The organism is Shewanella sp. 10N.286.48.B5 (assembly GCF_002874355.2).
Taxonomy (GTDB): domain Bacteria; phylum Pseudomonadota; class Gammaproteobacteria; order Enterobacterales; family Shewanellaceae; genus Shewanella.
Map to the genome: position 1 here is coordinate 154324 of NZ_MCVG02000002.1, position 26549 is coordinate 180872.

The following is a 26549-nucleotide window of genomic DNA, read 5'->3' on the forward strand; positions in this document are numbered from 1 at the left end:
TTAAAACTCATTTTGACTTGGTTAACACCACCTAAATTGACGACTTAGGTACTGTGTAATTACGATTTAATAATCCCTAATAATAACTTTAGTTTAAAATCCAGATATCTCTATAAAAAACATATATTTTATAAAGATACCTGCACTTTAACGTCTTATCACTGTAAATATTTAATCGTGGTTTATATTGAATCAGCCAATGTCGTTGAGTCATCCTCTGTTGTTGTATGAGCGCTATCATCAAAGCTGGCGCTGTCATCCATAACGTCAATACCGAGATCGGTGTTATCACCTGAAGTCCAATCACCTGCATTACTATCATCAGAGCCTGTGATTAATTGTTGCGTATCAGCACTTGAGCCATCCATTTCATAAGAGGAATTAACGTCAATGGTAATAGACGTTGCTGCTCCATCAATTGGTTGATCCATGCTATTAACACCACTCATGTCCATATTAATATCACCGCTAAAGTTTTCTGGTATTTCTAGCTTGACTGGTTGACATAAGTCCCCAGCAATTAAGTATTCACTGTCTCCTTGCTCTATACCTGACTGAGGCGAAACACCTTCTGGTAAACCAGAAATAATCACATGGTCGACTTCACTGTTTGAGCTGATATCTGTTGGTATGAATACATTTACACTGCCACCAGGTGCTGCTGTATAGTCATAATCTTCAGATTCATTCCCTACTGCAGAGCCAAGGGTTATTGAGCTATCGACTGTATCTGTGCCATTACTGACACTGTAAGTTAAGTCTAAAGAACCTTGTGAATCAGTATCTTGCTCAACACTATAGCTACCATCAAGTAAATCGATAACGACTGCATTTTCTGCCTGCACGTTTGAAACAGTTAAATTATCACCTTCTATACCTTCTACATTTTCAAGTAACTCATCAACAGTTACGATTGTTGCAGCTGGCGCTTCGATACTTGCCTCGGCAATATTATCTACTGCTGCCTCTGTGTTTATTGCCGATATTTCAAAATCAACCGAATGAGATGTGCCGTCATCTACGGTAAAATCGACAGTGACCGGTCCTTGATAATCAGGATCTGACCAGAATGTCCATGTCTCATTATCGTTGTCTATCAATACTCCTTCTTCACCTGAATAACTCACGCTTTCAACATTGACAGCCTCTGAATCTAAACCTTGAGATTCCAATAAATCGCTGGCCTCTAAAAGTACGTAACCATCATCATTCATGGCAAATGCTTCTTCATGTGGCACATCGTTCAATAATGGACTGTCATCCTCTACTGAACTTTCATCGCCAACATCTAAAGTGACTGAAGATACTGTGACAAAGAAATTACCGTTGTAGTCTTCTGGTGGCGTCATTGATAAGTCTTCAAGATTCCATTGGGTTATATCAACAACCTGCCCTTCTTCAGTGATAGTCATGGTATTGGTGCCATCACTCACTACGAAGCCTACTGGGTAGCCTGTCATCACAAGACTTTCCATTGTTTCTGATGCATCAAGCATTTCAACATTAAGTGAGAAATGACCCGTGCTATCTTCAGCAAAAACAAGTGGCCCTTCATGAGCTGTGGTAATAACAGTACCGTCAGCTACAGGTCGAATATAAATAGGTAAGTCGACCGTTGCTTCACTATTTCCATCTGTTGCGACGATCTGCAAACCTGCGGTACCAGCAAAATCACCTGTCGGGCTAAAGGTCCAGGTTCCATCACCATTGTCAGTAATACTGCCGTCAGCCTCCTCACCATCTGCGGTAACCACTTTCGAAATGGTTAGTGAGCTGTCAACATCACCGAATAAGGCTAATAAATCAGCTTCGCTAAAGGTTATGTCGCCATCTTCTTGAATAGTCAGATGCGCATTACCATTTTGGAATGGTGAATCATCCACTGGGATGATATCCATTGCCAATTCACCTTCAACTTCCTCTCCAGTTTCATCAGAAATGGTATAACTTAATTCTATTAAGCCATTGAAGTGCTCAGGAGTAATGAGGTTATAAGTACCATCCTGATTCTGTGTTAGTGATGAGTTGGCAGGTTGACGAACCGATAGATTATCTAACGTCAGATTATCACCATCGATATCACTTGCCTGTGAAAGGATATAGTTAGGGTCAATGGTTATGCTGACGTCTTCAGTACCCTCTAGATTGATAGTAGGTGCTGTCGGTAAATCATTAATTGGATTTACTGTTAAATCCATTGCGGCAGAAACAGTTGCTTCACCATCTGAAACATCAAATGTCAGCCCTAAATCGCCGTTGTAATCTGGATCTGGTGTAATGGAGAATGTGCCATTACCGTTATCAACCACACTGCCATTACCATTAACAGCTAAATTACTAGCAGTTAACTCATCACCATCGATGTCACTGGCATTAGCCAGTAACTGCTCTTGCGTGACCGTAATAACACCATCTTCATCCATAGTGTAAGCGACATTGCCATCAACTACAGGTGCGTCATTAACCGCCAGTGTAGTAATGCCTGCGGTGGTTTCAGCAGTCGCGCCGTCATCATCGATGATGGTGACATCAAGACTGATTTCACCGTTGAAGTTCTCATTTGGCGAGAAGGTCACTGAGCCATCTTGGTTTTGAACCAGGATACCGTCGGTGCCAGAATATGACACTGAGTCTAGGCTGACGGTGCCATCCACATCGCTTGAGTTCGCTAATAGCTGCTCAGCGCTAATGGTGATTTGGCCGTCTTCGTTGACTGTGTAACTTGTACTGCCTGCAACCGGTGCATCGTTGACATCCGTAACCGCGATATCAATGTTAGCTGGGGTCACAACGGTGCCATCACTGACACCAAATTCAAGCTGTAAATCACCATTGAAGTTTTCATTTGGCGCAAAGCTATGGGTACCATCACCGTTGTCGGTAAGCACACCGTCAGTGCCGCTGTACGTCACCGTATCAACAGATAGGTTATCACCATCGATGTCGCTCGCATTCGCCAGCAGCTGCTCATCGGTAATGATGATAATGCCGTCTTCATTCATGGTGAATTCGACATCTGGCGCAACCGCGGCATCGTTAACTGGGTTAACGGTTAAATCAACGCCTGCTGCCACGGTAGTGGTGCCATCTGAGACATCAAAGCTTAAGTCTAAGTCGCCATTAAAGTCTGCATCAGGGGTAACCGTGAAGCTGCCATCGGGGTTAGCCACCACGGTAGCATTATCGCCTACGCTGAGGTTTTCAGCAGTTAATGTATCGCCATCAACATCGGTTGCATTCGCCAGCAGTTGTTCTTGGCTTAGGGTAATTGAGCCATCTTCGTCCACTGAGTAAGCGACATTGCCATCAACTACAGGTGCGTCATTAACCGCCAGTGTAGTAATGCCTGCGGTGGTTTCAGCAGTGGCGCCGTCATCATCGATAACCACCACATCCAGGCTGATATCACCGTTGAAGTTCTCATTTGGTGAGAAGGTCACTGAGCCATCTTGGTTTTGCACCAAAATACCGTCGGTGCCTGAGTAGCTGACACTATCAAGTGAGACAGTGCCATCCACATCACTTGAGTTCGCTAATAGCTGCTCAGCGCTAATGGTGATTTGGCCGTCTTCGTTGACTGTGTATGAGGTTGAACCCGCAACCGGTGCATCGTTGACATCCGTAACCGCGATATCAATGTTAGCTGGTGTGGTTACCGTACCATCGCTTACACCGAAATCGAGCTGTAAATCACCATTGAAGTTTTCATTTGGCGCAAAGCTATGGGTGCCATCACCGTTGTCGGTAAGCACACCGTCAGTGCCGCTGTAGGTAACTGAATCAATTAGCAGGTCATCACCATCTACGTCGGTAGCACCTGCCAGCAGCTGCTCATCGGTAATGATGATAATGCCGTCTTCATTCATGGTGAATTCGACGTCAGGTGCTACTGCAGCATCATTGACTGGGTTAACGGTTAAATCAACGCCTGTTGCCACGGTAGTGGTGCCATCTGAGACATCAAAGCGTAAGTCTAAGTCGCCATTAAAGTCCGCATCTGGGGTAATGGTAAAGCTGCCATCGGGGTTAGCAACGACGGTGGCGTTATCCCCTACTGATAGGTTTTCAGCAGTTAATGTATCGCCATCAACATCGGTTGCATTCGCCAGCAGTTGCTCTTGGCTTAGGGTGATTGAGCCATCTTCGTCAACTGAGTAAGCGACATTGCCATCAACTACGGGTGCGTCATTAACCGCCAGTGTAGTAATGCCAGCAGTGGTTTCAGCAGTGGCGCCATCATCATCGATAACCACCACATCAAGACTGATGTCACCGTTGAAGTTCTCATTTGGCGAGAAGGTCACTGAGCCATCTTGGTTTTGCACCAAAATACCGTCAGTACCAGAGTAAGACACTGAGTCTAGGCTGACGGTGCCATCCACATCACTTGAGTTCGCTAATAGCTGCTCAGGGCTGATGGTGATTTGGCCGTCTTCGTTGACTGTGTAACTTGTACTGCCTGCAACCGGTGCATCGTTGACATCCGTAACCGCGATATCAATGTTAGCTGGGGTCACAACGGTGCCATCACTGACACCAAATTCAAGCTGTAAATCACCATTGAAGTTTTCATTTGGCGCAAAGCTATGGGTACCATCACCGTTGTCGGTAAGCACACCGTCAGTGCCGCTGTACGTCACCGTATCAACAGATAGGTTATCACCATCGATGTCGCTCGCATTCGCCAGCAGCTGCTCATCGGTAATGATGATAATGCCGTCTTCATTCATGGTGAATTCAACGTCAGGAGCAACCGCGGCATCATTGACAGGATTGACTGTGAGGTCAACACCTGCTGCCACTGTAGTGGTGCCATCAGAGACATCAAAGCGTAAGTCTAAGTCGCCATTAAAGTCCGCATCTGGGGTAATGGTAAAGCTGCCATCTGGGTTAGCAACGACGGTGGCGTTATCCCCTACTGATAGGTTTTCAGCAGTTAATGTATCGCCATCAACATCGGTTGCATTCGCCAGCAGTTGTTCTTGGCTTAGGGTAATTGAGCCATCTTCGTCCACTGAGTAAGCGACATTGCCATCAACTACAGGTGCGTCATTAACCGCCAGTGTAGTAATGCCAGCAGTGGTTTCAGCAGTGGCGCCATCATCATCGATAACCACCACATCCAGGCTGATATCACCGTTGAAGTTCTCATTGGGCGAGAAGGTCACTGAGCCATCTTGGTTTTGAACTAGGATACCGTCAGTACCAGAATATGACACTGAGTCTAGGCTGACGGTGCCATCCACATCGCTTGAGTTCGCTAATAACTGCTCAGCGCTAATGGTGATTTGGCCGTCTTCGTTGACTGTGTATGAGGTTGAACCCGCTACCGGTGCATCGTTGACATCCGTAACCGCGATATCGATGTTAGCTGGGGTCACAACGGTGCCATCACTGACACCAAACTCTAATTGCACATCACCATTGAAGTTTTCATTTGGCGCAAAGCTATGGGTGCCATCACCGTTGTCGGTAAGCACACCGTCAGTGCCGCTGTACGTCACCGTATCAACAGATAGGTTATCACCATCAATATCGCTCGCATTCGCCAGCAGCTGCTCATCGGTAATGATGATAATGCCGTCTTCATTCATGGTGAATTCAACATCTGGCGCAACCGCGGCATCGTTAACTGGATTGACTGTGAGGTCAACACCTGCTGCCACTGTAGTCGTGCCATCTGAGACATCAAAGCGTAAGTCTAAGTCGCCATTAAAGTCGGCATCTGGGGTAATGGTAAAGCTGCCATCTGGGTTAGCAACGACGGTGGCGTTATCCCCTACTGATAGGTTTTCAGCGCTTAGGCTGTCACCATCAACATCGGTTGCATTCGCCAGCAGTTGCTCTTGGCTTAGGGTAATTGAGCCATCTTCGTCCACTGAGTAAGCGACATTGCCATCAACTACAGGTGCGTCATTAACCGCCAGTGTAGTAATGCCAGCAGTGGTTTCAGCAGTGGCGCCGTCATCATCGATGATGGTGACATCCAGGCTGATGTCACCGTTGAAGTTTTCATTTGGCGAGAAGGTCACTGAGCCATCTTGGTTTTGAACTAGGATACCGTCAGTACCAGAGTAAGACACTGAGTCTAGGCTGACGGTGCCATCCACATCGCTTGAGTTCGCTAATAACTGCTCAGGGCTGATGGTAATTTGGCCGTCTTCGTTGACTGTGTAACTTGTACTGCCTGCAACCGGTGCATCGTTGACATCCGCAACCGCGATATCAATGTTAGCTGGGGTCACAACGGTGCCATCACTGACACCAAATTCTAATTGCACATCGCCATTAAAGTTTTCATTTGGCGCAAAGCTATGGGTGCCATCACCGTTGTCGGTAAGCACACCGTCAGTGCCGCTGTACGTCACCGTATCAACAGATAGGTTATCACCATCGATGTCGCTCGCACCTGCCAGCAGCTGCTCATCGGTAATGATGATAACGCCGTCTTCATTCATGGTGAATTCAACGTCTGGCGCAACCGCGGCATCGTTAACTGGGTTAACGGTTAAATCAACGCCTGTCGCCACGGTAGTCGTGCCATCAGAGACATCAAAGCTTAAGTCTAAGTCGCCATTAAAGTCGGCATCTGGGGTAATCGTAAAGCTGCCATCTGGGTTAGCCACAACGGTGGCATTATCGCCTACTGAGAGGTTTTCAGCGCTTAGGCTGTCACCGTCGATGTCAGTTGCATTCGCCAGCAGTTGCTCTTGGCTTAGGGTAATTGAGCCATCTTCGTCCACTGAGTAAGCGACATTGCCATCAACTACGGGTGCGTCATTAACCGCCAGTGTAGTAATGCCTGCGGTGGTTTCAGCAGTGGCGCCGTCATCATCGATGATGGTGACATCAAGACTGATTTCGCCGTTGAAGTTCTCATTGGGCGAGAAGGTCACTGAGCCATCTTGGTTTTGAACCAGGATACCGTCAGTACCAGAGTAAGACACTGAGTCTAGGCTGACGGTGCCATCCACATCACTTGAGTTCGCTAATAACTGCTCAGTGCTAATGGTGATTTGGCCGTCTTCGTTAACTGTGTATGAGGTTGAACCCGCTACCGGTGCATCGTTGACATCCGTAACCGCAATGTCGATGTTAGCTGGTGTGGTTACCGTACCATCGCTGACGCCGAAATCGAGCTGTAAATCACCATTGAAGTTTTCATTTGGTGCAAAGCTATGGGTACCATCACCGTTGTCGGTAAGCACACCGTCAGTGCCGCTGTACGTCACCGTATCAACAGATAAGTTATCACCATCGATATCACTCGCACCTGCCAGCAGCTGCTCATCGGTAATGATGATAATGCCGTCTTCATTCATGGTGAATTCAACGTCAGGGGCAACCGCGGCATCGTTAACTGGATTGACTGTGAGGTCAACACCTGCTGCCACTGTAGTCGTGCCATCTGAGACATCAAAGCGTAAGTCTAAGTCGCCATTAAAGTCCGCATCTGGGGTAATGGTAAAGCTGCCATCTGGGTTAGCCACAACGGTGGCATTATCGCCGACGCTGAGGTTTTCAGCAGTTAATGTATCGCCATCAACATCGGTTGCGTTAGCAAGCAGTTGTTCCTGGCTTAGGGTAATTGAGCCATCTTCGTCCACTGAGTAAGCGACATTGCCATCAACTACTGGTGCGTCATTAACCGCCAGTGTAGTGATGCCTGCGGTGGTTTCAGCAGTGGCGCCATCGTCATCGATAACCACCACATCCAGGCTGATGTCACCGTTGAAGTTTTCATTGGGCGAGAAGGTCACTGAGCCATCTTGGTTTTGAACCAGGATACCGTCGGTGCCTGAGTAAGACACTGAGTCTAGGCTGACGGTGCCATCCACATCGCTTGAGTTCGCTAATAACTGCTCAGCGCTAATGGTGATTTGGCCGTCTTCGTTGACTGTGTAACTTGTACTGCCTGCAACCGGTGCATCGTTGACATCCGCAACCGCAATGTCGATGTTAGCTGGTGTGGTTACCGTGCCATCGCTGACACCGAAATCGAGCTGTAAATCACCATTGAAGTTTTCGTTTGGCGCAAAGCTATGGGTGCCATCACCGTTGTCGGTAAGCACACCGTCAGTGCCGCTGTACGTCACCGTATCAACAGATAGGTTATCACCATCGATGTCGCTCGCACCTGCCAGCAGCTGCTCATCGGTAATGATGATAATGCCGTCTTCATTCATGGTGAATTCAACATCTGGCGCAACCGCGGCATCGTTAACAGGGTTAACTGTGAGGTCAACGCCTGTTGCCACTGTAGTGGTGCCATCAGAGACATCAAAGCTTAAGTCTAAGTCGCCATTAAAGTCCGCGTCTGGGGTAATGGTAAAGCTGCCATCGGGGTTAGCTACAACTGTTGCATTATCGCCGACGCTGAGGTTTTCAGCGCTTAGGCTGTCACCATCAACATCGGTTGCATTCGCCAGCAGTTGCTCTTGGCTTAGGGTAATTGAGCCATCTTCGTCCACTGAGTAAGCGACATTACCATCAACTACAGGTGCGTCATTAACCGCCAGTGTAGTAATGCCTGCGGTGGTTTCAGCAGTGGCGCCATCATCATCGATAACCACCACATCCAGGCTGATATCACCGTTGAAGTTCTCATTGGGCGAGAAGGTCACTGAGCCATCTTGGTTTTGAACCAGGATACCGTCGGTGCCAGAATATGACACTGAGTCTAGGCTGACGGTGCCATCCACATCACTTGAGTTCGCTAATAACTGCTCAGCGCTAATGGTGATTTGGCCGTCTTCGTTGACTGTGTATGAGGTTGAACCCGCTACCGGTGCATCATTAATATCAGTTACTGTAATATCGATATTAGCGCCAACGGTTTCTTTTCCATCAGTGACCGAGAAGCTAAGTTCAACTTGACCATTAAAGTTCTCATTTGGCGCAAAACTATATGTTCCATCGCCATTATCAGTGAATACACCTTCGGTACCACTGTATTCAACACCACTAACGGATAAGTCGTCTCCATCGATGTCTGTTGCGCCCGTAAGCAATTGCTCATCAGTGAAGATTAAGGTTCCATCTTCTTCGACAGTGTAAGCTTGATCTTCCACTCCTACTGTTGTGTCATTTATAGGGTTAATAGTCAGATCAATGTTGGCTTGAACTGTGGTTCCACCGTCATAGACATCAAAGCTTATATCCATTTCACCATGGAAGTTTGCATCAGGAGTCAGGGTAAATGAGCCATCGTCGTTTTCTGTGATAGTAACGTTGTTACCGCCAGTTAGATTTCCAGCAGTTAAGTCATCACCGTCTACATCACTGGCATTGGCTAACAATTGCTCTTGAGACAGGGTAATACTGCCGTCTTCATCAACACTGTAAGCCAGATCACCCGAAACGGGTGCATCATTCACCGCAATGACTTCAATGCCTGCTGTGGTTTGCGCCACTGCCCCATCATCATCGATGACTGAGATATCGAGGCTAATATCACCATTGAAGTTCTCGTTTGGCGAGAAGGTCACTGAGCCATCCGAGTTTTGAACCAGAATACCGTCGGTGCCTGAGTAGCTCACGCTATCTAAACTAACGCTACCATCAACATCACTAGAGTTTGCCAGTAACTGCTCAGGGCTAATGGTGATTTGGCCATCTTCGTTGACTGTGTATGAAGTTGAACCCGCTACCGGTGCATCGTTAACATCGGCAACAGCGATATCAATGTTAGCTGGGGTTACTTCAGTTCCATCGCTTACCCCATATTCAAGTTGCACATCACCATTAAAGTTTTCATTTGGCGCGAAGCTATGGGTACCATCACCGTTGTCGGTGAGCACACCATCGGTACCTGTGTAACTCACATCGGCGATAGTTAAATTATCACCTTCAATGTCGGTGGCACCAACAAGCAGTTGCTCATCGGTAATGATGATCACGCCGTCTTCGTTCATGCTAAAGCTTTGATCTTGCGCTAGAGCAGCATCATTAACAGGGTTAACACTTAGATTTAATTCAGTGGAGACGATTTGATCGCCATCACTGACATCAAAGCTAAACGATACTTCACCGTTGAAGTCCGCATCAGGGGTAACTGTGTATGTTCCATCACCATTGTCGACCAATGTGACATTGTCATCATCAGAGCTGACATTAACGGCAACTAAATCATCACCATCAAGATCGGTCGCATTCGCTAATAAATCAGCTTGAGTAATAGTGATTGAGCCATCTTCATCAACCTGTGCGGTAACTGCATCAGAATCAGGTGCATGGTCAACTTCAAAGTTTATCGTTTGAACAGTACTAGATTGATCGTCATTTGACAGTTCAGTGGCTGTTGCGATGATCTCTAACGATGCTGAACCGGTGTAATCCTCAGGGAAGGTAACTGCAAGGTTTTGATCCAACACAGTGGTTGGGATAACAACGCTGCCATCTTCACCAACAACAATTTCACCTTGGAAAATTTGGCTATTTGTTTCACCAACATCAATGGTAAATGTGAAGTCATCAAAATCTTGATCTCCGCCGCCAAAGAGATCTTCAACACCGTAAACAATATCGCCATCTTCATTCAGTGTGGTTCTCGTATGCTCTATGCCATCTTCGTTAAGATTGCTATTGCTGCCACCATGGAAAATCGCATCACCAAATTGACTTAAAATCGGCGTTTCGACGCCATCTTCACTAATGTGAACCAATTGCGGGTCGACTGAGTCGATAGTCGCAGGGTTACCATCGGCATCGCGGAACTCAAATGTACCGTCCTGCATATTCTCAAAGTCATTACGATTGAAACCATTTGGGATCACAAATAGATTGAAGCTTTCACCCGCCTCGACATCAAACGTGAAGGATGATTCACCTGGGATTAATTCACCGCCAGAGCCCACTTCAGAAGCATTTTCAAAACCAATTTGTACCCCTGTAATATTACCTTCTTCATCAACGGTATAGTAACCCGCCGTATTTTGATATCCGGCAGTTTCGCCCTGGAACGTCACGGTAATATCGGTATTGTCGTAACTGGTAATACCGCTGCTTTGTTCGTCAAACAGCGCTTCGCCGTCATAGGTCAGTACTGAACCTTCTGGTAAACCATTTACTTCAACCGTAAGGGTTTCAGAAAGGTCTTGATCCACTAGACTTGCATCAATATTAAGTTGCGTGGTTGAACCGGGCTCTACCACAATCACTTCATCAGTGACGACATCGCCATCACCGGTTGTTACTGTTAAGTCAGGAGCATCAGCAACGGCTTCGATGGCAACACCAATACTTTGTGATACCTCATCTGTGCCATCTGACACACTAAAATCGACCTCAATATTGCCACTAAAATGTTCATTCGGAGTGAAGCTGTAAGTACCGTCGCCATTATTCGTCAATGTACCTTCATCTGCGCTGTAAGATACATCAGTAATACTAAGCTCATCACCTTCGATATCTGTCGCTTGTGCCAATAATTGCTCTTCTGTGAAGATTAATGTTCCATCTTCTTGAATTGCAAAATTAAGCGGCTGCACTTCAGGCGCGTCATTAATTGGATTAACTGTCAGAGTCAGCTCTGTAGGTGTGTCAGTTTCACCGTCCGAAACATCATAACTAAAGACAATATCGCCATTAAAATCAGCAGAAGGCGTAACGCTAAAGGTACCGTCGCCATTATCGACAACGGTCGCATTTGGATCGTTAGTTTGTAAACCATCGGCTCTTAAGAAATCACCATCTTGATCTGATGCATTTTCAAGTAGCATTTCTTGAGTAACTAAAATTGTGCCATCTTCGTCTACAGAAGCAACAATAGGCCCAGCTTCAGGGACATCATTTACAAACTCAACATTAAGACTAATATCGGCCGAAACCACATCAGTGCCGTCACTGACATCAAAGCTCAAGCTGGCGGTACCGCTGTATTCCGCTTGTGGGGTTAGCGTATAAGTCCCATCGCCATTATCAATGACTTCAACGTTTGGATCTTGCGATGTGACATTAACAACAGATAACTCATCGCCTTCTATATCCGTTGCTTGAGCCAGTAACTGCTCGGTAGTAACCGTTATAGCTTCATCTTCCATGGTATTAAATGAAAGATCAGGAACATCTGGAGCATCATTAACTGGCGTAACCGTTAGATCTAATTCAGTGGCAACCGTTTCAATACCATCAGTCACATCGTATGTAAATTGGATGTCACCATTGAAATCTTCACTTGGGGTGATCGTAAAGCTGCCATTGTCATTTTGTACGACAGTCGCATTTTCATCGTTGGTAACAAGATTGGTTGCGGCCAGAGAATCACCATCGACATCACTGGCATTGGCGAGTAATTCTTCTTGAGATAGGGTAATACTGCCGTCTTCATCCACAGTTACCGCAACTGGGCCAGAGACTTCAGGGCCTTCGTTGTATTCTTCAACGGTAATATTTAATGAACTAGGAGCAGATGCTTGGCCATCACTAACCTCGAATGACAAAGACACATTGCCGGTAAATCCTTCTGCTGGCGTGAAGCTAAAGGTATTGTCACCGTTGTCGACCAAAGTACCATCCAGCTGATTGGTCAGCACTAAATCTTCAATATGAAGAATATCGCCATCAACATCACTTGCACCTGACAATAAGCTAGATGCATTAATGGTCATGGTGCCATCATTGAGCATTTGTAAATCTAATGGCGCCCCTGCAACAGGGACATCATTAACAGGGATAACAGTTAAATCAATATTATTGGTTGTAACATCTTGACCATCACTAATGCCATAACTTAAGTCGACGTCACCATTGAAATTTTCGTTGGGAACAAAGGTGTAACTACCATCGTCATTGGTAATTAACTCACCGGCATTACCGCTGTAACTCACATCTTGAATAGATAAATCATCACCTTCAATGTCAGATGCATTCGCAAGTAAATCAGCATCAGTGAAGCTAATAGAGTTGTCTTCTTCAGTGCTAAGGACTATTGGTCCAGATGCAATTGGTGCATCATTGACCTCAGCAAAGTTGATATGGATAGTATTGTCATCAACTAACTCACCATCAGTCACTTGATAAGTTAGGTCAATATCCCCCGAGAAATTCTCATCTGGGGTAAGGGTCCAAGTGCCATCACCATTGTCGGTTAGCGTTGCATTCTCATCGTTTAACTCAAGATTAATGATATCGAGATTTTCACTATCAATATCAGAAGCTTGTGCAAGCAACTGCTCCTCGGTTATCACAATAGAAGCAAAACCATCTGCCCCTTCTGAACTTGTCACAACAGGAAGCTCTGCAGATAAATCGATATCTTGATCACCAGCGTGAAGGTTCAGCTCAATTGTTTCTGTTACTTCAGTGCCATCTACGGCAATCGATGTAAAGACCACATCATCAGGTAACGTCTGCGATACAGACATATTCTGCACCACATAAGTGCCGTTACCTTCAATTGTGCCTAACTCAAATCGTGCTACGGGTTCATCCGTGGTAAGGGTATACGTATGCTCGAAACTACTATTATCATCTTTATGATAAGTTTGTGAGTCGATGAGGTTACCATCGGCATCAAAAGCCCTAATTTCTACTTCAGTGAAGTTTTTAGATCCTTCAACAAACCAACCACCTAAGCCATCTAGTTCGAAGCTGATTTCATTAATATCTTGACCTTCAACATTAATAACTAGCTGCTCATCACCACTTAAACCTTGTCTATCGGTATCGCCAATACCATGGCCAATATGAGTATTACCATTCCAAGCGCCTAACGGCCCATCTGTACTCTGGGTGGTAACTACTAAGTCGCCATCAGTAAATTCACGGGTATGTGAATCTATTTCTGTGCCCCAATCATCAACTGTCGCATTATCATCGAAGGTACCGATTTGACTGGTATGAGTAGAATCAGTAACTGCGGTTTCATCAGCAACAAAGCGTACTTCAGTATCAGGCGCGAATTCTTGTCCTACCTCTAACGTCACCCATTCATCATTGATATTGGCTTGCACAATACCAAACTCAGGTTGTGCATCGAGGCGAATAGCAGGCTCTTCACGAAGACTAACGCCAACGGTTTGATCTTCTTCTGCTTGAATATAAATATCGGCACCCGCAATCGGTGCATCGTTGACTGGGTTAACGGTTAAATCAACACCGGTGGCCACTGTGGTGGTGCCATCTGAGACATCAAAGCTTAAGTCTAAGTCGCCATTAAAGTCCGCATCTGGGGTAATCGTAAAGCTGCCATCGTCATTCGCCACAACTGTTGCGTTACCAGCAACGCTAAGCCCTTCAGCGGTTAAATCATCACCGTCTACATCAGATGCATTGGCAAGTAATTGTTCTTGGCTGAGAGTAATGGTGCCATCTTCATCGACATTGTAAGCCAGGTTACCATCAACCAATGGCACATCATTGACCGCGAGTGTGGTGATGCCTGCGGTGGTTTCAGCGGTCGCGCCGTCATCATCGATAACCACCACATCAAGACTGATTTCGCCGTTGAAGTTCTCATTAGGGAAGAAAGTGACCGAGCCATCAAGATTATTCGTTAATATGCCGTCGGTACCAGAGTATGACACTGAGTCTAGGCTGACGGTGCCATCCACATCGCTTGAGTTCGCTAATAACTGCTCAGCGCTAATGGTGATTTGGCCGTCTTCGTTGACTGTGTATGAGGTTGAACCCGCAACCGGTGCATCGTTGACATCCGCAACCGCGATATCGATGTTGGCTGGGGTCACTACGGTGCCATCACTTACACCAAACTCTAATTGCACATCACCATTGAAGTTTTCGTTTGGCGCAAAGCTATGGGTACCATCACCGTTGTCGGTAAGCACACCGTCAGTGCCGCTGTACGTCACCGTATCAACAGATAGGTTATCACCATCGATGTCGCTCGCATTCGCCAGCAGCTGCTCATCGGTAATGATGATAATGCCGTCTTCATTCATGGTGAATTCAACGTCAGGTGCTACTGCAGCATCATTGACAGGATTGACTGTGAGGTCAACACCTGCTGCCACTGTAGTCGTGCCATCTGAGACATCAAAGCGTAAGTCTAAGTCGCCATTAAAGTCTGCATCAGGGGTAACCGTGAAGCTGCCATCGGGGTTAGCCACCACGGTAGCATTATCGCCTACGCTGAGGTTTTCAGCGCTTAGGCTGTCACCGTCGATGTCAGATGCATTAGCCAGTAATTGCTCTTGGCTGAGGGTGATTGAGCCATCTTCGTCCACTGAGTAAGCGATATTGCCATCAACTACAGGTGCGTCATTAACCGCCAGTGTAGTAATGCCTGCGGTGGTTTCAGCAGTGGCGCCATCATCATCGATGATGGTGACATCAAGACTGATTTCGCCGTTGAAGTTCTCATTGGGCGAGAAGGTCACTGAGCCATCTTGGTTTTGAACCAGGATACCGTCGGTGCCAGAATATGACACTGAGTCTAGGCTGACGGTGCCATCCACATCACTTGAGTTCGCTAATAGCTGCTCAGCGCTAATGGTGATTTGGCCGTCTTCGTTGACTGTGTAACTTGTGCTGCCCGCTACCGGTGCATCGTTGACATCCGTAACCGCAATGTCGATGTTCGCTGGTGTGGTTACCGTACCATCGCTGACGCCGAAATCGAGCTGTAAATCACCATTGAAGTTTTCATTTGGCGCAAAGCTATGGGTGCCATCACCGTTGTCGGTAAGCACACCGTCAGTGCCGCTGTACGTCACCGTATCAACAGATAAGTTATCACCATCGATATCGCTCGCATTCGCCAGCAGCTGCTCATCGGTAATGATGATAATGCCGTCTTCATTCATGGTGAATTCAACGTCAGGTGCTACTGCAGCATCATTGACAGGATTGACTGTGAGGTCAACACCTGCTGCCACTGTAGTGGTGCCATCAGAGACATCAAAGCGTAAGTCTAAGTCGCCATTAAAGTCCGCATCTGGGGTAATCGTAAAGCTGCCATCTGGGTTAGCAACGACGGTGGCGTTATCCCCTACTGATAGGTTTTCAGCAGTTAATGTATCGCCATCAACATCGGTTGCATTCGCCAGCAGTTGCTCTTGGCTTAGGGTAATTGAGCCATCTTCGTCCACTGAGTAAGCGACATTGCCATCAACTACAGGTGCGTCATTAACCGCCAGTGTAGTAATGCCAGCAGTGGTTTCAGCAGTGGCGCCGTCATCATCGATAACCACCACATCCAGGCTGATATCACCGTTGAAGTTCTCATTTGGCGAGAAGGTCACTGAGCCATCTTGGTTTTGAACCAGGATACCGTCGGTACCAGAATATGACACTGAGTCTAGGCTGACTGTGCCATCCACATCGCTTGAGTTCGCTAATAACTGCTCAGCGCTAATGGTGATTTGGCCGTCTTCGTTGACTGTGTAACTTGTGCTGCCCGCTACCGGTGCATCGTTGACATCCGTAACCGCAATGTCGATGTTAGCTGGTGTGGTTACCGTGCCATCGCTGACGCCGAAATCGAGCTGTAAATCACCATTGAAGTTTTCATTTGGCGCAAAGCTATGGGTGCCGTCACCGTTGTCGGTAAGCACACCGTCAGTGCCGCTGTACGTCACCGTATCAACAGATAGGTTATCACCATCGATATCGCTCGCACCTACCAGCAGCTGCTCATCGGTAATGATGATAATGCCGTCTTCATTCATGGTGAATTCAACATCTGGCGCAACCGCGGCATCATTGACAGGATTGACTGTGAGGTCAACACCTGCTGCCACTGTAGTCGTGCCATCTGAGACATCAAAGCGTAAGTCTAAGTCGCCATTAAAGTCGGCATCTGGGGTAATCGTGAAGCTGCCATCGGGGTTAGCCACCACGGTAGCATTATCGCCTACGCTGAGGTTTTCAGCGCTTAGGCTGTCACCGTCGATGTCAGATGCATTAGCCAGTAATTGCTCTTGGCTGAGGGTGATTGAGCCATCTTCGTCCACTGAGTAAGCGATATTGCCATCAACTACAGGTGCGTCATTAACCGTCAGTGTAGTAATGCCTGCGGTGGTTTCAGCAGTGGCGCCATCATCATCGATGATGGTGACATCAAGACTGATGTCACCGTTAAAGTTCTCATTTGGCGAGAAGGTCACTGAGCCATCTTGGTTTTGAACCAGGATACCGTCGGTACCAGAGTAAGACACTGAGTCTAGGCTGACGGTGCCATCCACATCGCTTGAGTTCGCTAATAACTGCTCAGCGCTAATGGTGATTTGGCCGTCTTCGTTGACTGTGTAACTTGTACTGCCTGCAACCGGTGCATCGTTGACATCCGTAACCGCGATATCAATGTTAGCTGGGGTCACAACGGTGCCATCACTTACACCAAACTCTAATTGCACATCACCATTGAAGTTTTCATTTGGTGCAAAGCTATGGGTGCCATCACCGTTGTCGGTAAGCACACCGTCAGTGCCGCTGTACGTCACCGTATCAACAGATAAGTTATCACCATCGATATCGCTCGCACCTGCCAGCAGCTGCTCATCGGTAATGATGATAATGCCGTCTTCATTCATGGTGAATTCGACATCTGGCGCTACTGCAGCATCATTGACAGGATTGACTGTGAGGTCAACACCTGCTGCCACTGTAGTGGTGCCATCAGAGACATCAAAGCGTAAGTCTAAGTCGCCATTAAAGTCCGCATCTGGGGTAATCGTAAAGCTGCCATCGGGGTTAGCCACAACGGTGGCGTTATCACCTACTGATAGGTTTTCAGCGCTTAGGCTGTCACCGTCGATGTCAGATGCATTAGCTAGTAATTGCTCTTGGCTGAGGGTGATTGAGCCATCTTCGTCCACTGAGTAAGCGATATTGCCATCAACTACAGGTGCGTCATTAACCGTCAGTGTAGTAATGCCTGCGGTGGTTTCAGCAGTGGCGCCATCATCATCGATGATGGTGACATCAAGACTGATTTCGCCGTTGAAGTTCTCATTGGGCGAGAAGGTCACTGAGCCATCTTGGTTTTGAACCAGGATACCGTCGGTACCAGAGTAAGACACTGAGTCTAGGCTGACGGTGCCATCCACATCGCTTGAGTTCGCTAATAGCTGCTCAGCGCTAATGGTGATTTGGCCGTCTTCGTTGACTGTGTAACTTGTGCTGCCCGCTACCGGTGCATCGTTGACATCCGTAACCGCAATGTCGATGTTCGCTGGTGTGGTTACCGTACCATCGCTGACGCCGAAATCGAGCTGTAAATCACCATTGAAGTTTTCATTTGGCGCAAAGCTATGGGTACCATCACCGTTGTCGGTAAGCACACCGTCAGTGCCGGTGTAAGTGACTGTATCAATTGATAGGTCATCACCATCGATGTCGCTCGCATTCGCCAGCAGCTGCTCATCGGTAATGATGATAACGCCGTCTTCATTCATGGTGAATTCGACATCAGGTGCTACTGCAGCATCATTGACAGGATTGACTGTGAGGTCAACACCTGCTGCCACTGTAGTCGTGCCATCTGAGACATCAAAGCGTAAGTCTAAGTCGCCATTAAAGTCTGCATCTGGGGTAATCGTAAAGCTGCCATCGGGGTTAGCCACCACGGTAGCATTATCGCCTACGCTGAGGTTTTCAGCGCTTAGGCTGTCACCATCAACATCGGTTGCATTCGCCAGCAGTTGCTCTTGGCTTAGGGTAATTGAGCCATCTTCGTCCACTGAGTAAGCGATATTACCATCAACTACAGGTGCGTCATTAACCGCCAGTGTAGTAATGCCTGCGGTGGTTTCAGCAGTGGCGCCATCGTCATCGATAACCACCACATCCAGGCTGATGTCACCGTTAAAGTTCTCATTTGGCGAGAAGGTCACTGAGCCATCTTGGTTTTGAACCAGGATACCGTCGGTGCCAGAATATGACACTGAGTCTAGGCTGACGGTGCCATCCACATCACTTGAGTTCGCTAATAGCTGCTCAGCGCTAATGGTGATTTGGCCGTCTTCGTTGACTGTGTAACTTGTGCTGCCCGCTACCGGTGCATCGTTGACATCCGTAACCGCAATGTCGATGTTAGCTGGTGTGGTTACCGTGCCATCGCTGACGCCGAAATCGAGCTGTAAATCACCATTGAAGTTTTCATTTGGCGCAAAGCTATGGGTGCCGTCACCGTTGTCGGTAAGCACACCGTCAGTGCCGCTGTACGTCACCGTATCAACAGATAGGTTATCACCATCGATATCGCTCGCACCTACCAGCAGCTGCTCATCGGTAATGATGATAATGCCGTCTTCATTCATGGTGAATTCAACATCTGGCGCAACCGCGGCATCATTGACAGGATTGACTGTGAGGTCAACACCTGCTGCCACTGTAGTCGTGCCATCTGAGACATCAAAGCGTAAGTCTAAGTCGCCATTAAAGTCTGCATCAGGGGTAACCGTGAAGCTGCCATCGGGGTTAGCCACAACGGTAGCATTATCGCCTACGCTGAGGTTTTCAGCGCTTAGGCTGTCACCGTCGATGTCAGATGCATTAGCCAGTAATTGCTCTTGGCTGAGGGTGATTGAGCCATCTTCGTCCACTGAGTAAGCGATATTGCCATCAACTACAGGTGCGTCATTAACCGTCAGTGTAGTAATGCCTGCGGTGGTTTCAGCAGTGGCGCCATCATCATCGATGATGGTGACATCAAGACTGATGTCACCGTTAAAGTTCTCATTTGGCGAGAAGGTCACTGAGCCATCTTGGTTTTGAACCAGGATACCGTCGGTACCAGAGTAAGACACTGAGTCTAGGCTGACGGTGCCATCCACATCGCTTGAGTTCGCTAATAACTGCTCAGCGCTAATGGTGATTTGGCCGTCTTCGTTGACTGTGTAACTTGTACTGCCTGCAACCGGTGCATCGTTGACATCCGTAACCGCGATATCAATGTTAGCTGGGGTCACAACGGTGCCATCACTTACACCAAACTCTAATTGCACATCACCATTGAAGTTTTCATTTGGTGCAAAGCTATGGGTGCCATCACCGTTGTCGGTAAGCACACCGTCAGTGCCGCTGTACGTCACCGTATCAACAGATAAGTTATCACCATCGATATCGCTCGCATTCGCCAGCAGCTGCTCATCGGTAATGATGATAATGCCGTCTTCATTCATGGTGAATTCGACATCTGGCGCTACTGCAGCATCATTGACAGGATTGACTGTGAGGTCAACACCTGCTGCCACTGTAGTGGTGCCATCAGAGACATCAAAGCGTAAGTCTAAGTCGCCATTAAAGTCCGCATCTGGGGTAATCGTAAAGCTGCCATCGGGGTTAGCCACAACGGTGGCGTTATCACCTACTGATAGGTTTTCAGCGCTTAGGCTGTCACCGTCGATGTCAGATGCATTAGCTAGTAATTGCTCTTGGCTGAGGGTGATTGAGCCATCTTCGTCCACTGAGTAAGCGATATTGCCATCAACTACAGGTGCGTCATTAACCGTCAGTGTAGTAATGCCTGCGGTGGTTTCAGCAGTGGCGCCATCATCATCGATGATGGTGACATCAAGACTGATGTCACCGTTAAAGTTCTCATTTGGCGAGAAGGTCACTGAGCCATCTTGGTTTTGAACCAGGATACCGTCGGTGCCAGAATATGACACTGAGTCTAGGCTGACGGTGCCATCCACATCACTTGAGTTCGCTAATAGCTGCTCAGCGCTAATGGTGATTTGGCCGTCTTCGTTGACTGTGTAACTTGTGCTGCCCGCTACCGGTGCATCGTTGACATCCGTAACCGCAATGTCGATGTTCGCTGGTGTGGTTACCGTACCATCGCTGACGCCGAAATCGAGCTGTAAATCACCATTGAAGTTTTCATTTGGCGCAAAGCTATGGGTGCCATCACCGTTGTCGGTAAGCACACCGTCAGTGCCGCTGTACGTCACCGTATCAACAGATAGGTTATCACCATCGATGTCGCTCGCATTCGCCAGCAGCTGCTCATCGGTAATGATGATAACGCCGTCTTCATTCATGGTGAATTCGACATCAGGTGCTACTGCAGCATCATTGACAGGATTGACTGTGAGGTCAACACCTGCTGCCACGGTAGTCGTGCCATCTGAGACATCAAAGCGTAAGTCTAAGTCGCCATTAAAGTCTGCATCTGGGGTAATCGTAAAGCTGCCATCGGGGTTAGCTACAACTGTTGCATTATCGCCGACGCTGAGGTTTTCAGCGCTTAGGCTGTCACCATCAACATCGGTTGCATTCGCCAGCAGTTGTTCTTGGCTTAGGGTAATTGAGCCATCTTCGTCCACTGAGTAAGCGATATTACCATCAACTACTGGTGCGTCATTAACCGCCAGTGTAGTGATGCCTGCGGTGGTTTCAGCAGTGGCGCCGTCATCATCGATGATGGTGACATCCAGGCTGATATCACCGTTGAAGTTCTCATTTGGCGAGAAGGTCACTGAGCCATCTTGGTTTTGAACCAGGATACCGTCGGTGCCTGAGTAGCTGACACTATCAAGTGAGACAGTGCCATCCACATCACTTGAGTTCGCTAATAGCTGCTCAGCGCTAATGGTGATTTGGCCGTCTTCGTTGACTGTGTATGAGGTTGAACCCGCAACCGGTGCATCGTTGACATCCGCAACCGCGATATCGATGTTGGCTGGGGTCACTACGGTGCCATCACTTACACCAAACTCTAATTGCACATCACCATTGAAGTTTTCGTTTGGCGCAAAGCTATGGGTACCATCACCGTTGTCGGTAAGCACACCGTCAGTGCCGCTGTACGTCACCGTATCAACAGATAGGTTATCACCATCGATGTCGCTCGCATTCGCCAGCAGCTGCTCATCGGTAATGATGATAATGCCGTCTTCATTCATGGTGAATTCAACGTCAGGTGCTACTGCAGCATCATTGACAGGATTGACTGTGAGGTCAACACCTGCTGCCACTGTAGTGGTGCCATCAGAGACATCAAAGCGTAAGTCTAAGTCGCCATTAAAGTCCGCATCTGGGGTAATCGTAAAGCTGCCATCGGGGTTAGCCACAACGGTGGCGTTATCACCTACTGATAGGTTTTCAGCGCTTAGGCTGTCACCGTCGATGTCAGATGCATTAGCCAGTAATTGCTCTTGGCTGAGGGTGATTGAGCCATCTTCGTCCACTGAGTAAGCGATATTGCCATCAACTACAGGTGCGTCATTAACCGTCAGTGTAGTAATGCCTGCGGTGGTTTCAGCAGTGGCGCCGTCATCATCGATGATGGTGACATCCAGGCTTATTTCACCGTTGAAGTTTTCATTGGGCGAGAAGGTCACTGAGCCATCTTGGTTTTGAACCAGGATACCGTCGGTACCAGAATATGACACTGAGTCTAGGCTGACGGTGCCATCCACATCACTTGAGTTCGCTAATAACTGCTCAGCGCTAATGGTGATTTGGCCGTCTTCGTTGACTGTGTATGAGGTTGAACCCGCTACCGGTGCATCGTTGACATCCGCAACCGCAATGTCGATGTTGGCTGGGGTCACAACGGTGCCATCACTGACACCAAACTCTAATTGCACATCACCATTGAAGTTTTCATTTGGTGCAAAGCTATGGGTACCATCACCGTTGTCGGTAAGGACACCGTCAGTGCCGCTGTACGTCACCGTATCAACAGATAGGTTATCACCATCGATGTCGCTCGCACCTGCCAGCAGCTGCTCATCGGTAATGATGATAATGCCGTCTTCATTCATGGTGAATTCAACATCTGGCGCAACCGCGGCATCGTTAACAGGGTTAACTGTGAGGTCAACGCCTGTTGCCACTGTAGTGGTGCCATCAGAGACATCAAAGCTTAAGTCTAAGTCGCCATTAAAGTCCGCGTCTGGGGTAACCGTGAAGCTGCCATCGGGGTTAGCTACAACTGTTGCATTATCGCCGACGCTGAGGTTTTCAGCGCTTAGGCTGTCACCGTCGATGTCAGATGCATTAGCTAGTAATTGCTCCTGGCTTAGCGTAATTGAGCCATCTTCGTCAACCGAATACGCTAAATTACCTGACACAGGGGCATCGTTAATCGGCAACACATCCACTGTCATTTGTGTAGTAACCGTTGCGCCCTCTTCGTCCTGAATAACAATATCCAGTGTCACTTCGCCATGGAAGTTTTCATTAGGGGCAAAGCTACAAGTCCCATCACCATTAACACTGAAAATACCATCAGGGCCTGTATAACTAATCTCAACCAATGAGACATCACCTTCAATATCTGATGCATTCGCTAAGATTTGGCTTTCATTAAATGTCAGCACACTGTCTTCATCGATAGTGTAAGAAACAGGGCCTGCAATCGGTAAATCATTGACTGCGATAACCTCAATGCCTGCATTACCAACAGTGATTGCACCAGCTTCATCCACAACAGACACATCTAAGTTAATATCGCCGTTGAAGTTTTCATTAGGTGAGAAGGTAACCGTGCCATCTTGATTGGTCACTAACACACCATCAGTGCCTGAATAGCTGACACTATCTAGCGCCACTTCACCTTCGATATCAATTGCATTGGCAAGTAACTGCTCAGGGCTTAACGTGATACTGCCATCTTCGTTCATTTGGTATGAAGTAGAACCCGCTACTGGTGCATCATTCACTTCTGCGATTGCGATATCAATGTTGGCTGGGGTCACAACGGTGCCATCGCTAACACCAAACTCTAATTGCACATCACCATTGAAGTTTTCATTTGGCGCAAAGCTATGGGTACCATCACCGTTGTCGGTAAGCACACCGTCAGTGCCGCTGTACGTCACCGTATCAACAGATAGGTTATCACCATCGATGTCGCTCGCATTCGCCAGCAGCTGCTCATCGGTAATGATGATAACGCCGTCTTCATTCATGGTGAATTCGACATCTGGCGCAACCGCGGCATCATTGACTGGGTTAACAGTTAAATCAACGCCTGTCGCCACTGTAGTGGTGCCATCTGAGACATCAAAGCGTAAGTCTAAGTCGCCATTAAAGTCCGCATCTGGGGTAATGGTAAAGCTGCCATCTGGGTTAGCAACGACGGTGGCGTTATCCCCTACTGATAGGTTTTCAGCAGTTAATGTATCGCCATCAACATCGGTTGCATTCGCCAGCAGTTGCTCTTGGTTTAGGGTAATTGAGCCATCTTCGTCCACTGAGTAAGCGACATTGCCATCAACTACAGGTGCGTCATTAACCGCCATTGTAGTAATGCCTGCGGTGGTTTCAGCAGTGGCGCCGTCATCATCGATAACCACCACATCCAGGCTGATATCACCGTTGAAGTTCTCATTTGGTGAGAAGGTCACTGAGCCATCTTGGTTTTGCACCAAAATACCGTCGGTGCCTGAGTAGCTGACACTATCAAGTGAGACAGTGCCATCCACATCACTTGAGTTCGCTAATAACTGCTCAGCGCTAATGGTGATTTGGCCGTCTTCGTTGACTGTGTAACTTGTACTGCCTGCAACCGGTGCATCGTTGACATCAGCAACCGCAATGTCAATGTTGGCTGGGGTCACAACGGTGCCATCACTGACGCCAAACTCTAATTGCACATCACCATTGAAGTTTTCATTTGGTGCAAAGCTATGGGTGCCATCACCGTTGTCGGTAAGCACACCGTCAGTGCCGCTGTACGTCACCGTATCAACAGATAGGTTATCACCATCGATGTCGCTCGCATTCGCCAGCAGCTGCTCATCGGTAATGATGATAATGCCGTCTTCATTCATGGTGAATTCAACGTCAGGTGCTACTGCAGCATCATTGACAGGATTGACTGTGAGGTCAACACCTGCTGCCACTGTAGTGGTGCCATCAGAGACATCAAAGCGTAAGTCTAAGTCGCCATTAAAGTCCGCATCTGGGGTAATCGTAAAGCTGCCATCGGGGTTAGCCACAACGGTGGCGTTATCACCTACTGATAGGTTTTCAGCGCTTAGGCTGTCACCATCGATGTCAGTTGCATTAGCTAGTAATTGCTCCTGGCTGAGGGTGATTGAGCCATCTTCGTCAACTGAGTAAGCGATATTGCCATCAACTACAGGTGCGTCATTAACCGCCAGTGTAGTGATGCCTGCGGTGGTTTCAGCAGTGGCGCCGTCATCATCGATGATGGTGACATCCAGGCTTATTTCACCGTTGAAGTTTTCATTGGGCGAGAAGGTCACTGAGCCATCTTGGTTTTGAACCAGGATACCGTCGGTACCAGAATATGACACTGAGTCTAGGCTGACGGTGCCATCCACATCACTTGAGTTCGCTAATAACTGCTCAGCGCTAATGGTGATTTGGCCGTCTTCGTTGACTGTGTATGAGGTTGAACCCGCTACCGGTGCATCGTTGACATCCGCAACCGCAATGTCGATGTTGGCTGGGGTCACAACGGTGCCATCACTGACACCAAACTCTAATTGCACATCACCATTGAAGTTTTCATTTGGTGCAAAGCTATGGGTACCATCACCGTTGTCGGTAAGGACACCGTCAGTGCCGGTGTAGGTAACTGAATCAATTAGCAGGTCATCACCATCTACGTCGGTAGCACCTGCCAGCAGCTGCTCATCGGTAATGATGATTACGCCGTCTTCATTCATTGAGAAAGCTTGGTCTTCTACCTCGGCAGCATCATTTACCGCGGTCACATCGACATTAAAACTCATCGAGTCAGTAGTCGTATCTGTGGTAGGTAGATCATCAGCGTCTATCTGACCATCAGCATTGTTATCACTTGAAACATTTACCTCAAAAGTCTCACTGTTGGTCGCAGTGCTTGCATCTGTTGATGAGGCGCCATCAGATATTTCAGTTTCGCTATTTGCACTTGATGGTGTTGCTGCAGACGCAGTTGCTGACGAAGATGGCGCACCTGAACTAGTTGAAGCACCTTCAGCCCCACCGATACTTTGGGCGCCTGAAGATACAGCCTCTTCAGGGGCTGCATTAGCTGCCCCTTCGGCCGCAGAGCTACTAGCTGCTTCCGTATCAGCATCTGAGGTTGAGCTTTCAACAGCGGATGATTGAGAATCTGTTGAACTAGGGGCTGCAGAAGAAGCCTCGGCATTGGCGGCCTCTGCATCATCAGTTTGAGAGTCATCTGTTGATGATTCTGAGCCGCCTGAAGGAGCCAAGCTTTCTTCTGCCGTTTGTATGTCTACCGATGATGTCGCAGTCGCAACAGTATTGGTGACTGTTGATTGATTATTCTCAGCCTTAGATGATGAAACCGTCGAGTCTTCTGTGTTTACTTGTTCAACAGCATCATTAAGAGCATCATTTTCAGGATTATTAGACAGGTTATCATTTGACATAAAAAGGCCTATTTATAAAATAATTAATTGAGTTTAAAAGCACGGAATCCCCAAGAGAACTGGGCAGCTCTCTTGTTCATTTAATAAATTTTTTGAATCATTTCGGAAGGCCAATCAAACCCTAGTTTTTATTCACACCCATGTTAAAACTCAACATAACTATGCCTTTAGATTTAAACTAGCCTGTATAATTAACGGTAGTCTATAGTTTTGAGTTTGTGTATAAAAAACACACTTTTTTGATCTAGATCAATAAAACAACAAATCAACATGCCAAGTTGA

1 protein-coding gene is annotated in these 26549 nt (G+C 47.5%); it reads right to left on the minus strand.

The genetic code is table 11. The features are described 5' to 3' along the window. Positions 1–182: 182 nt before the first annotated feature. Positions 183–26267, minus strand: coding sequence for a tandem-95 repeat protein (locus BCU57_RS15610; protein ID WP_413211460.1), 26085 nt, complete (start codon positions 26265–26267; stop codon positions 183–185). Between the last annotated feature and the right edge of the window lie 282 nt (positions 26268–26549).